Below are 12,317 nucleotides of genomic sequence, written 5' to 3' on the forward strand. Positions count from 1 at the left end.
TTTCTACTTAAGAATACGGTTTTTCTATTTGCGTAATATAGAGCACATTTATTGACCGGAAAGTCATTAATGCTTATCATTTAATAATGTTAAATATTAATTTGCATAATATAATAGAAGTACTGGAAAAATCAAAAATTATATGGCTTAAGTAAGGAGGGTATGAATTATTAAATGGTAATTTCATAGGAAAAAGGAGATTAAGTATGAAATCATTTCGCAAATTATTACATTATTTAAAACCATACATGTTTTTCGCGATTATTGGACCGCTATTTATGGTACTTGAGGTTGCGATGGACTTAATTCAACCGACTATTATGCAACATATTATTGATGTTGGGATAGCAAATCGTGATTTGAATTATGTAATAAAAATGGGGCTTCTTATGATAGGAGCTGCAGCACTCGGTTTAGTTGGAGGACTTGGGTGTATGATGTATTCTACAAAAGCAGCTGTTAATTTCGCTACAGACATACGAAAAGATGTATTTGCGAAAGTAGAAACATTTTCTAGTGAAAATCGTGATTCATTTGGAACTGGGAAATTATTAACGATTGTGACAAATGATATTACTTCTATTCAATCAGCGATGACGATGACATTACGTGTACTTGTTCGTGGTCCTTTGTTATTTATCGGAAGTATAATAATTGTTTTTGTAACAGCACGTGAGTTATTTCCTATATTACTTGTGGTTGTTCCAATTTTATTACTTGCGATTATATTCATTGCAAGTAAAGCGAGCGGAACGTTCAAAAAAGTGCAAGAAGCATTAGATAAAGTGAATACAAAGCTACAAGAAAATTTATCTGGAGTACGTGTTATTAAAGCGTATGTAAGACAAAAATATGAAATTACTCAGTTTGGAGATGTTAATACAAATTTAACGAAGATAAATATTCGAGCGGTGCAGCTTATTTCCATAATGATGCCAATCATTATGTTAGTTGTAAGTGGCGGGATTGTCGCAACATTATGGATTGGTGGAGAAAAAGTATTTGATGGAACGCTTCAAGTAGGAGCTATTTTAGCGTTTATAAACTATTTGAATATTATTTTAATGTCACTTATGTCTATAAGTATGGTATTTATGCAAATCGCGCGAGCATTTCCATCTGCGGATCGTGTACAGCAAGTTTTAAATACTGAGGCTGATATTACGACGGAAACAAATGCGGTTGCACCTAAGCAAATCGAGGGAGAAATTGACTTTAAAAATGTTAGTTATAGTTATACGAAAAATAATGAATATGTTTTAAAAGATATTTCATTTAACATATGTAAAGGTGAAAAAGTAGGAATTATCGGTTCTACAGGAAGTGGTAAATCTACTTTAGCAAAACTGTTACCGCGTTTATACGATGTTGATCAAGGGGAAGTATGCATTGATGGAATAAATGTTAGAGCATACGATTTACAAAAACTTCGTGCTTCTATCGGGTTTGTACCTCAAAAGGCATTATTGTTTTCAGGTAGCATAGAAGAGAACTTACGTTATGGTAAAGAAAATGCAACGAATGACGAACTGGAAGTAGCGGCTTCATCAGCTTGTGCGACTGAGTTTATTAACAAGTTGGAAGATTCATATCAATATCATTTAACACAAGGTGCGACGAATTTATCAGGTGGACAAAAACAACGTGTATCAATTGCAAGGGCACTTGTGAGAAAGCCATCCATTCTTATATTAGATGATTCTACATCAGCAGTTGATGCGAAATCAGAATCTAACATTCAATCGGCATTAAGAACAGAATATAAAGGAACAACAACATTATTAATCGCCTCTAAAATCTCATCTATAATAGATGCTGATAAAATTCTCGTTTTAGATAACGGTGAATTAGTTGGTGATGGTACACATGAAGAATTGTTAGAACAATGTGAGGTATATCAAGAAATTTATCTTTCCCAAGGTGGCAATTTACATAAAGAAGGTGGGAAAGAACATGCGTAATTTTCAAGGGCAATTTGCTAATAAAGGTGGGCGTAACGCGCCTAAAATGGGTGAAGCTAGAAACACTAAAGGAACTGTATTGCGAGTATGGAACTATATGGGGTATCAAAAGGCTGCTCTTACGTTCGTTATATTTTTAGTATTTGTTACGACGTTACTTGGGTTATTAGGTCCTTATTTAATGGGAGTAATTATAGATCAATATATTGTACCGAAAGATTTAAACGGTACGGCGAGAATGTGTTTGTTACTTATCGCGATTTACGGTGTAACAGTATTGTTAACTTGGCTACAAACATTTGTCATGGTTAACGTTGCATTAAAAACAATACAAAAAATAAGACAAGATATTTTTGAGAAAATCCAAACGCTTTCTTTACGGTTCTTTGATGTACGTTCTCAAGGGGATTTAATGAGCCGTGTTACAAATGATATAGATAATTTGAATCAGGCGTTGACGCAAAGTGTTGTACAAATTATTTCATCAGCATTAACGTTTATAGGTGTAACGATTGCGATGTTCGCATTAGATTGGATTTTAGCGATTGTTACTTTAATTACAGTACCTATTATGTTTTTCGTTACAAAAAAACTAGTTACTTATAGTGGTAAAAATTTTGCAAAGCGTCAACGTGATTTAGGAGAATTAAATGGTTTTATTGAGGAAGCTATAACAGGAGCGGATGTTACAACGTTATATGGGAAAGAAAAAGAAACCGTACAAACTTTCAATAAAATTAATGAACAATTAAGAGTTTCAGCTACGAAGGCGGATACATTTTCAGCTTTTATTTTTCCAAGTATGAACTTTATAAATAACTTAGGTATGGGGCTTGTAATTGGGGCTGGTTCAGTTATGGTTTTAAATGGAATGACAACAGTAGGTGTCATTGCGGCTTTTATTAATTATTCTCGTCAATTCTCAAGACCACTAAGTCAATTCGCCACTTTAATGAATACAATTCAAGCGGCAGTTGCTGGTGGAGAACGTGTCTTTGAAATTATGGATGAAGTACCAGAAATTCAAAATAAAAAAGATGCATGCATTGTACAAAATTTACAAGGGCATGTTGCACTGGAGAATGTTTCATTTGGTTATGAGGAAAATAAAACGATTTTAAAAGAAGTGAGTCTTAAGGCACAGCCAGGGGAGACAATTGCTTTAGTTGGTCCAACCGGATCGGGCAAAACAACAATCATTAATTTGCTAACTCGCTTTTACGATATACAGCAAGGGCAAATTCATATCGATGGAAAAGATATAAAAGATTATGATATTAATTCGTTGCGGAGTAAAATAGGAGTAGTTTTACAAGATACGTACTTATTTGCTGGGACGATTATGGATAATATTCGTTATGGTCGATTAGATGCTAGTGATGATGAAGTAATCAATGCAGCTAAGGCAGCATCTGCACATTCTTTTATTAAACATTTACCGAATCAATATGAAACAAAAATTGCTTCAGAAGGATCGAATTTAAGTCAAGGACAAAAACAACTTCTTGCGATTGCGCGGGCGATTTTAGCAGATGCAGATATATTAATTCTCGACGAAGCAACATCAAATATTGATACGAGAACAGAATTGCAAATTCAAGAAGGACTAAATAATTTAATGAAAGGTCGAACAAGTTTTGTAATCGCTCATCGACTGAAAACGATTGAGAAAGCAGATCAAATCCTTGTTATAAAAGATGGAAGTATTTTGGAAAGAGGGAATCATGAATCCCTTATGGAAGATAGAGGATTTTACTTTGATTTGTATACGAGTCAGTTTAAAATTTAATAAAAACTTTAATATAGTGCGGTTTCTCTAGAAAGGAGAAACCGCATTTTTATATTTGAAAACATTACTATCCAAATAGTCGCTCACTAAATGTTTTAACTGCGTCTTCTTGTATCCCAAGTAAAACTTACGAATAGCGGTTTAAGGTTATGAAAACATCTTTATAACCCAACTGTTCCCCCTACAATATTTGGATGTGTACCTTGTTTCAAAAGTAGTGTTGCATGAGTATGACGTAAACTATGAAATCGAATTTTTTTAATTCATATTTTGTTAAATAAGTCTTAAAAATATCATGAAATCCACCGCGACAACCCCATGTACCTTTTTTAGTGCTAACAACTAAATCACAATCCATATACGCTTGACCAAGTATTAATTTATCAGTGTTTATTGTAATTTTATGTTTTTATAATGCTTCAATTGTTTTTTCATCAATTGGGACTAATCGTTTGGAACTTGAAGTTGTTGTATCTAATACAAGTCGATTATCCGGGTTTAAAGTTTGACTAATAACACGTAAAAAACGCTCATTATGAGTGCTTTTTAGTTTGTATATAATAGTGAAATAATTGAACTGTGATTATATACAATGGCATTGGAACAAATAGAGCCAATGACGGCAACCTTAACGAGGATTTCACGTTATATTTATACGTTTTAATGATTTAATAAATAATACAATTTGAATTTTATAAAAAAAGACACTGCTTCCAGTGTCCCAACTTAATACAAGAGTTTTATGAGGAAACTTAAATAGGTGAATTTAAGTTTCCTATAATATATGAAACTGCAATTAGGAAATCACTTATTTTTTAAAGGGGTTAATGGGTAATTGTACGTGCTAAAATCTATATTAAAAATATCTTGTACTAATTGGATAGTTTCATGATCATAAAAACTATCGTACGTTGGGAGGCGTGGGAATAAAGGGTCAGTAATATCAGCATCTGCAAAATTACCTTTAAAAATCGCCCTGTCTTTCTGATGATGCCATGATTTGGTTAGTATTTGTAAAGGAGAATTTTTTAATTGATATGTTTGTTCTAAGCGCACAATTTCAGTAGAGAAATTTTCAAGGTAGATATACTTTGTAACAAACTCTTCCTCACCTGGTTCATATTGCTGCATTAAATGAGGATCTACTTGTTCTAAATCTATCATTTGCGCTTTTAAGTAGTAGAGAAAGATTTTAAATGAAATAGGTTTATTACAAAATTCATTACCATAATAAAAATTCCGAATAGGATTCCATGCTGGGTTTTCTATATAAGGGGGGGCAATTAGTGAAAAGAATGAACTTACAGCTCTTGTATAGGGGTTTCTCACTAATTTATAGGTATCTTTTCTGTTTGAATATAAAGCCGCAGCTAGTTCAATAAAGTAGTCCGAAGAGTTTTTGTATATTTCATTTTCATAATTATGGATGAAAGAATCGTATTTTATGGCTTGTTTAAATAAATTTATTTGATAAAAAAACCAATGTGCAAGAGAGGTACAGCCACTTTTTTGACTCCAAAATAAAATTAAAGGGAAGTTAGAATTAAAGAGGGGAACGCGTCCATATTTAATAATATTTGCAAAAGACATGGCTAGCCTCCATTCAGTTATGTCAAGTACTTTTAGTTTATGAATAAAGAACTTGGCATATGAACAAGAGAAGAGAAGTAAAATAGATAATTTTAAATAATATAATTCTGAAATGAAAGAGTTATTTTATAGAAATGTGAAAAGAGCACACAGAAAATGTGTACTCATAACAATCTAAATTATTTTAAGGACCATGATATATCATCAAGGGCTTTATAAATATAGCTATACATGCGGTAAAAGAGATACTTTGGATTGTATTTTTGTTTCCAGTTCATAATAATCACCCCTCATACAAATAGTTTAATTATATTATATAGTTGTTAATTCGAATGTTAAGAAAATCTGATGTGAATTAAGATAAAATTAAACAAAATAGTTATTTTATATAGAAACAATAAAAGAACCCGCTGTTTATAAACGGATTCTTTGTAACAGGAACAAAAGGAATACAAGGAAGCTGGTCCAGAGCAACCTTTGTATTCACTTGGATGATAACACTATATTCGAAGGAAATAAAAATGTTAATGTAACTAAATAAAATTCTTATTATATGAGAAAGAATAAAAGAATCCATTTTTTATAAACGGATTCTTCCCTTAAGATTTGCAAGAGATTCAAGGTAACTTGACCAGAGTAACCTTATTGATTCCTTTTGATAATACCTTATGCAAAGGAATCAATAAGGTTAATGAAATCTAAATATAAAACAAAAAGAGCACACATATAAGTATGCTCTTGGACAAGAAAGGTAGATTTCTATGAGTGGACGCCTCCATACAATAAAGTATGCTTGTCCGGTTAAAAGGTGAAAAAATTTGAAAAAAGTTATTTAGTAATAGATAAAAAGAGCGCCCGGGAAAGCGCTCATTGACCGAGACTCTATCGGAAAGCGAAAATCTGACAGCGATATATCTTATGTATGTTTTTAGTGTATGTGCAAGTTGAAATAAAATCTTTATTTCAATAGAGAAAAGAAAAAAGACAACAACTGGAGGGCATGTTGTCCTAAAAAAGTGGAATAACACTGAAATATTGGTTTAAATCATACCCGGTTATTTAAAGTATATGAATTGCGTATAAAAATATACATCTTTCAAACAAAATCGTTATTGGATTAAAAGAAAAAGAGCACATGTTGATATATGCTCTAAGATAATCATTCTAATATCTATTAAAGTATTTCTTTTGTATCAGGTGTATCAAATTTGTCAATCAACTTAAACCATGCTTCTAAAAGAATTGTAGATAAAATCGCAAAGATTAATACAGCATGTAGTGATAATTGCACTGCTGTGAAATTAAGTTTTGCTAGCCAAAAATATCCGACATACATTGTCAGGAAGGTACTAACAATTGAAATTGTAAATCCTAAGAAACCTAATTCTTTTAGCTTTTCTTCAGATAATTTAAATACGCGTAATACGAAAGAAAAGATGATCCCAACTATGAAAAATCCAATACATAAGGTCAATAGTGACATTATACTTGGGTATTCAACCTTGGTGTACCTATATTGTTAACATGTTTTAGAAATTTATTCAATATAAGAGCAGCTAACAAAAGTTAACTGCTCGCCTCTCGACCAAGAGAGCAAGAGTGGGAAGAATTTAAAACTACCTTTTAAATTCTTCCATAGTATCGGAAAATATTTAGAATTCTATTCGTATAAAACATAAAAAGAGCACCATATAAGTGCTCTTTTCGAGAGTGAGTATAAATACCAATCATTCTATACTAGTATATGCACTGCATTATGTAGTTGTTACTAAAATTAATTTCAGTTTTTAAAATTAGAGGTTTCTTTTAATGAAACCTCTAAAAAGATAACTAAATTTACGTTATTGTAAATTCGATTGCGATAGGAGTTCCTCCATCTAGGACAGCGCCTCCTACAATAGTAGCAGCTGTAGTAGTCACACCAGTAATAGTATCACCTGTTTGAATAACGCCATTAATATAAAGCGTTAAAAAAGCATAAGAAGCAGGGAATGTTGTTACAGCACCAGTGTCATCAGTGAAGTCTGTGTTAGCAAAAGTTAAATCTGCTCCAGCGACAGTCCCTGTTGCTGCTGTACTTACAAATCGTCTTCCAGCTATAAAGGGCTTAACGATAGGCATTTATGTTCACCTCTTTTTTGAGAATAAATTCAGACAAGTTTTTTGAAAGTCTTGTCCTGTATTGTATTCTATGTTGTGCTTCCTTCAAAAGATACGGCTTGTACACTAGTAAAAAAGTATAATTCTTATTTGTTTATTAAATGTTGTATAAAATTAAACAAAATAATCCTTTGAAAAGAAAGTGAGGCTAAAAGAATGGAGGGTAACGTAAAGCTTTTAGGTGATGATAGAATGTTAGGGATGGAGTTCAAGGAAAGAACGATTTGTGTTTATAACACAGAAGACGATGTGATGGAATTATTTTCTACGAGAGTGCACAATCAAAAAGTCATTGATTTTCTTGAAGAATGTAAAAAAGAAATGAAGTAAAAGTTCAACAGAGTAGATCGAACGGAGGGGAACCGTATCGTATGAATCAATTGTTATTTTTTAAAGACATCGATGAAAAGGAGATGTGAAGACTTGTGGTGAAAGAGCTGAAAAACTAGTTAAGCAAGGAAAAATAAAGGAAGTAAAAAGAAGCAGAAGAAAAAGATGATTCTGTAAAAAGCAACCATTTGGGTGCTTTTTCTTTTACACAAAACAAACGAACTCAATGAAAAAAACAGCGATGTATGAGATTTTTATACTAGTGGGTTTGAAATTTAATATAGTGCGGTTTCTCTAGAAAGGGGAAACCGCACTATATTAAATTTGTAAAGATAATTATAAATATAGAGTTGGGTTTTTTAAAATACACGAATAGTTAGTAAAAAATAGCAATTTCAGTGCCAGATGGAAGAATTAATTTACGTGGAATTGTAATAATCTCAAGAGCCATCTGTGCTGAATAGAGAAGTATTGGAGTTAATTCTAAAGCGGGAGTTAATAATAATATAAAGCTCGTTAAAATTGCAAAGCTCCCCCAAAAGAAACTTTTTGAAGTGTTACAGAAATCTTTTATTAAAGAAAAGAAAGAAAAAAATGCTGTAACAATGAGAATAAAAAATTTATATTTATCAACCATTAAACCCCTCCTAAAGAACAGTAGCTTATATTATAACGTATTTTTATATATTATAATAAAAAGATTTTGGGATAAATAGTTTAAATGCGTAAAAACCGCAACTAAAAAACATTAGTTGTGGTTTTTATTTATGAGTCCTTTGTTTTAGAAAATACATAATCTAGAATTAAAAATTTAAAAATAGATTAGTGCCCTTATTATTGTTTGCTGGAGATGTACAGGATATTTGACCGGACAATAAGACGAGCTTTGAATATATTAATAAAAAAGGGGATGTTGAACAATGGCTAGATATAGTTTACATGGAGGTCACAATAGTATTGTACAGGGTGCAAATTATGGGAATCGGAAAGAACATATTATGGATCGCCAAGTTAAGGATGCAGTTGTTGCTAAATTAAGAGCATTAGGGCATACAGTTTATGATGATACTGATGAAGTAGGGACAACACAAGCGCAAAATTTAAATAACATTGTATCTAAAACAAACTCACATAATGTAGACTTAGTAGTTTCATTTCATTTAAACTCATATGATACGAATGCTAATGGTGTTGAAGTACTGTATTATGACCAACAAGCTTTATCAGCAAAGATAGCAGCGCAACTTTCAAAAGATATTGGCTGGTCAAATCGTGGCGCGAAGGAGCGAAAAGACCTTTATGTATTAGCGAATACGAAAGCACCTGCAATCTTAATTGAACTTGGATTTATCGATAATGAAGCAGATATGTCAAAATGGAATCCAGATAAGATTGCAAATTCAATTGTTTATGCGTTAACGGGGCAATCTGGTGGGACAACTCCGCCAGCCCAAAAAAATATCATTCAATCAGGAGCTTTTTCACCATATGAAACACCCGATGTAATGGGAGCATTAACGTCACTAAAAATGACAGCTAACTTTATCTTACAATCTGATGGTTTAACATATTTTATCTCTGAACCAACTTCAGATACGCAACTTAAAGGAATGACAGATTATCTTGATCGTAAAGGCTGGTGGTATGAAGTTAAGTAAAGATTTTAGTTTAGTGGAACAGAATATTTAAAAATCAATAGTCAAAAAAGAGGATTACTTATAATGAGTAATCCTCTTTTTATTTTATCTCGTATGAATAAGAGTAGATATAGAAGATTACCGCCTTAAAACTAAATAAGTAATGCATGTAAGCGGGAGGTTCATTTGGTATATCAGCTATATTTGTAAATCATACTTTTAAACAGAAATAAAATTTAGAGTTTGAATTTAATTGATTACAATTGAAAAAGCACTAAAAACTAATAAAACGGCCATAATGATGTTAAAAGATTTAGTATGTTTTAATAAAAGTTTTTGGAACATGGAACCAAATAAGCTCCAACTAAATGTACTCATTAACCCGACTACACCTAGAAATAATGAGAAGAGTAGAAAACTTGAATATGAATTATAGTAAGGGAGAATAAAAGTTGACACTACAGTCAGGCCGAATAGTATCCCTTTAGGGTTAACAAACTGAAGAAAAATCCCCACTGTAAATAAGTTTTTATTATGTTTTTCATCGGAATCTGTACTAGTTTTACTAGTGAGTATTTTAAAAGCTAAATATAGCATATATGCTACACCTAAAATTTTTAAAGGGAATTCGATTATGGGTAGGATATTAATTAGTACAATATTAAAGAAGCTACATAAGGAAGTGAGGATGAAAAACCCGAAAGCTACTCCAATACAAAATTGCATACTCCTTTTTAAACCATGTTGATTAGCGTATGTCATAGCTAAAAAATTGTTAGGACCGGGTGTGAAGCTACTTATAAAAACAAATAACAAAAAAGAAAATATAGGCATTTCAAAACCCCCTAATTACTTAGTGTGTGTTATAATGACCGAAAAGAACAATATAACGTGTGCTCTTTATTATACATAACGGTCGTTATATTGTATATAGTGTAGGAGTGTTTCTTATGGAAGAAATTCAACTTATTTTGGCGAAAAATTTAAAAACAATACGAGAGAAAGAAAAAATGAGTTTGGAAAAGGTCTCGCAATTAACAGGTGTGAGTAAAACGATGATTGGACAAATTGAACGAGGGGAGTCAAGTCCAACATTAACAACGATATGGAAAATTGCTAATGGTTTGAAAGTGTCTTTTACTTCTTTAATCAATAATCCGCAACCAGATACGAAAGTTGTTTTACGAAATGATGTTCAAGTATTATCAGAAGACAATGGGAGATATAAAGTGTATCCTTCTTTTCCTTTTCAAGATGATAGGAACTTTGAAATCTATACGGTTGAAATTGAAGCAGAAGGAAAATTAAGTTCGGAAGGCCATAAAGAAGGGACCGAAGAATTTATAACGGTGTTTGAAGGGAAATTGATAATTGAAATAAATGATTGTCAATATACATTAAATAGCGGAGATGCAATTCGCTTTAAGGCGGATAGACCGCACTCTTATCATAATTCTGGAAGTACGCTAACTCGGTTAAGTATGACCATTTATTATCCAGCTGCATAAACTTACACTTGCATCAAGAATATAAAGAAATGTGTGTTGATAAACCATCTATAAGAGATGGTTTTATTTTTTTAAATTCATAAAAAAAGACACTCGTTTGAGTGTCGACATAGTATTGCTCTCGCGTATAGGATTGGAGTATGTTTCTCAAATACGTTTTGAGATGGTTCGCATTTTGGGAAACTGTCTTCTTATTCAATGTAACATTGGCAAGGAGAAGTGTAAATTGATAATGTATATACGGAAAATTTAGTATAGATGGTTATTACTATGAGTATAGTACAAATTGTTTTTATTGCTTAATCACTGTCGTGAAATTATTGAAATATTATTAGCTTTAGGAATGACGTAATAGTTACTACTTTAGCAGCTAAGAATGTTTATTATAAAAAAGAATGAATCATTTATTAATCGATTCGTATAATTGTTAAAGAGGCACCTGTTGAACCACCTCCAACTAAATTAACTATGGATAATACGCCGAATATTTGAAGGGAAATTGTATTACCAGCAATTAAATTGGTTATTAAATTATTATTATAGTTTGAAGTTGATATTGCGGGTGAAAAAATAGATCCGGGAAGTGGAGTCGAAGAGTTTAATAGTAGCCTTGTACCAGCAAGTAGAGAAGTTGTTGTATTAATTTGATAGGGTAAATAATATCTTCCAGTAACAGGAATTGTATATATATCATTTGTAGCGTTCACTGTAAAATTACCGAGACTTTGGTTATTAGAAAGTGGAATATTAGTTCCACCTAATATGACTGAGATGGGACCACCTAATGTATTATTAGCGAACATAGAGTTTGTTGTAATAATGGGTCCAGTAATGCCTGTGGGTCCAGTAATGCCTGTAGGACCGGTATTACCTGTGGGCCCAGTAGGATCTGTCAGTCTGTATGGAAGAATAATTTCAAGAGCCAGTGATAATAGTTCTTTTTTCATTTTTTCATCCTTATCTTGAATATAAATCACCTCATTTTTAAATTAGAACGTAACCGATTTAGTATTTTGAAATGGAACTATCATTTTATTATATTAATACTATTAGTTATAGCAACGGTAAAAGTTTACTATATGTAAAAATCATTTGAGAATGAAAAAAGTAGTTATGAAATTCTTCTAAAATGATAGATGTATTATTTTGTTAAGTAGTAAACAAAAATGTGGAACGAGGTATTAAAGTGAAGCGAGAAAATAAATTATCAATAAATAAAGCTATGATAGAACCTGAAAACATTGGACCTACGTTTCCAGTTCTTCCCCCAATTTATATTCCAACGGGCCCAACGGGAATGACCAGTCCGACTGGTCCAACTGGTTTAACAGGATCACCGGGA

General features: G+C 32.0%; 11 protein-coding genes and 1 pseudogene. 6 read left to right on the forward strand and 6 right to left on the reverse strand.

What is annotated here, in order from left to right; genetic code table 11:
* The first annotated feature begins 206 nt into the window (after positions 1-206).
* A complete protein-coding gene (locus GFJ36_RS11460) occupies positions 207-1,961 on the forward strand; it encodes an ABC transporter ATP-binding protein (protein ID WP_087985902.1) in 1,755 nt (584 codons plus the stop codon).
* The gene (locus GFJ36_RS11465; RefSeq protein ID WP_046955864.1) at positions 1,954-3,750 is read left to right on the forward strand and encodes an ABC transporter ATP-binding protein; all 1,797 of its coding nucleotides are present in this window, start codon (positions 1,954-1,956) and stop codon (positions 3,748-3,750) included. The genes GFJ36_RS11460 and GFJ36_RS11465 overlap by 8 nt, the downstream gene beginning before the upstream one ends.
* A gap of 804 nt (positions 3,751-4,554) precedes the next feature.
* Here GFJ36_RS11465 and GFJ36_RS11470 read toward each other — a convergent pair.
* The 3 genes and pseudogenes from GFJ36_RS11470 to GFJ36_RS11480 form a co-directional block, all read right to left on the reverse strand.
* Positions 4,555-5,340 (reverse strand): sulfotransferase family 2 domain-containing protein, encoded by a 786-nt coding sequence (locus tag GFJ36_RS11470; protein WP_060488762.1) that lies wholly within the window; start codon positions 5,338-5,340, stop codon positions 4,555-4,557.
* A 1,174-nt stretch (positions 5,341-6,514) separates the two neighbouring features.
* Positions 6,515-6,844, reverse strand: a pseudogene (locus GFJ36_RS11475) (epimerase); the annotation flags it as partial.
* Positions 6,845-7,176: 332 nt separating this feature from the next.
* Complete coding sequence (locus GFJ36_RS11480; protein ID WP_001123250.1) at positions 7,177-7,461, reverse strand: DUF4183 domain-containing protein; 285 nt, start codon at positions 7,459-7,461, stop codon at positions 7,177-7,179.
* Between the two features lie 195 nt (positions 7,462-7,656).
* On the opposite strand from GFJ36_RS11480, the gene GFJ36_RS29095 reads away from it, so the two are divergent.
* A complete protein-coding gene (locus GFJ36_RS29095; protein ID WP_170969755.1) occupies positions 7,657-7,830 on the forward strand; it encodes a hypothetical protein in 174 nt (57 codons plus the stop codon).
* Between the two features lie 376 nt (positions 7,831-8,206).
* Here the strand turns inward: GFJ36_RS29095 and GFJ36_RS11485 are convergent, their stop codons facing one another.
* Positions 8,207-8,467: a hypothetical protein gene (locus GFJ36_RS11485; protein WP_098230637.1), complete on the reverse strand. Its 261-nt coding sequence runs from the start codon at positions 8,465-8,467 to the stop codon at positions 8,207-8,209.
* Between the two features lie 283 nt (positions 8,468-8,750).
* Here GFJ36_RS11485 and GFJ36_RS11490 point away from each other — a divergent pair, with 283 nt between their 5' ends.
* A complete protein-coding gene (locus GFJ36_RS11490; protein ID WP_087985899.1) occupies positions 8,751-9,488 on the forward strand; it encodes an N-acetylmuramoyl-L-alanine amidase in 738 nt (245 codons plus the stop codon).
* 228 nt (positions 9,489-9,716) lie between these two features.
* Here the strand turns inward: GFJ36_RS11490 and GFJ36_RS11495 are convergent, their stop codons facing one another.
* Entirely contained in the window at positions 9,717-10,301 is a 585-nt protein-coding gene (locus GFJ36_RS11495; RefSeq protein WP_087985898.1) for a LysE family transporter, read from the reverse strand.
* 59 nt (positions 10,302-10,360) lie between these two features.
* Between GFJ36_RS11495 and GFJ36_RS11500 the strand changes: the two genes are divergently transcribed.
* On the forward strand, positions 10,361-10,975 hold the full coding sequence (locus GFJ36_RS11500; protein WP_097892041.1) for a helix-turn-helix domain-containing protein: 615 nt from the start codon (positions 10,361-10,363) through the stop codon (positions 10,973-10,975).
* A 407-nt stretch (positions 10,976-11,382) separates the two neighbouring features.
* On the opposite strand, the gene GFJ36_RS11505 is transcribed toward GFJ36_RS11500, so the two are convergent.
* Positions 11,383-11,952, reverse strand: a complete 570-nt coding sequence (locus tag GFJ36_RS11505) for a BclA C-terminal domain-containing protein (RefSeq protein ID WP_157349560.1) — start codon at positions 11,950-11,952, stop codon at positions 11,383-11,385.
* Between the two features lie 209 nt (positions 11,953-12,161).
* Between GFJ36_RS11505 and GFJ36_RS11510 the strand changes: the two genes are divergently transcribed.
* Positions 12,162-12,317: exosporium leader peptide-containing protein (locus GFJ36_RS11510; RefSeq protein ID WP_157349561.1), on the forward strand; the 156-nt coding region annotated here is incomplete at its 3' end.

The organism is Bacillus sp. EE-W1, from assembly GCF_009760835.1.
Classification (GTDB): Bacteria; Bacillota; Bacilli; order Bacillales; family Bacillaceae_G; genus Bacillus_A; species Bacillus_A wiedmannii.

Excerpts from the sequence above, each read along its gene's own strand:
- GFJ36_RS11460 (WP_087985902.1), top strand. The coding sequence starts at position 207 with ATGAAATCATTTCGCAAATTATTACATTATTTAAAACCATACATGTTT.
- GFJ36_RS11465 (WP_046955864.1), top strand. The coding sequence starts at position 1,954 with ATGCGTAATTTTCAAGGGCAATTTGCTAATAAAGGTGGGCGTAACGCG.
- GFJ36_RS11470 (WP_060488762.1), bottom strand. The coding sequence starts at position 5,340 with ATGTCTTTTGCAAATATTATTAAATATGGACGCGTTCCCCTCTTTAAT.
- GFJ36_RS11480 (WP_001123250.1), bottom strand. The coding sequence starts at position 7,461 with ATGCCTATCGTTAAGCCCTTTATAGCTGGAAGACGATTTGTAAGTACA.
- GFJ36_RS29095 (WP_170969755.1), top strand. The coding sequence starts at position 7,657 with ATGGAGGGTAACGTAAAGCTTTTAGGTGATGATAGAATGTTAGGGATG.
- GFJ36_RS11485 (WP_098230637.1), bottom strand. The coding sequence starts at position 8,467 with ATGGTTGATAAATATAAATTTTTTATTCTCATTGTTACAGCATTTTTT.
- GFJ36_RS11490 (WP_087985899.1), top strand. The coding sequence starts at position 8,751 with ATGGCTAGATATAGTTTACATGGAGGTCACAATAGTATTGTACAGGGT.
- GFJ36_RS11495 (WP_087985898.1), bottom strand. The coding sequence starts at position 10,301 with ATGCCTATATTTTCTTTTTTGTTATTTGTTTTTATAAGTAGCTTCACA.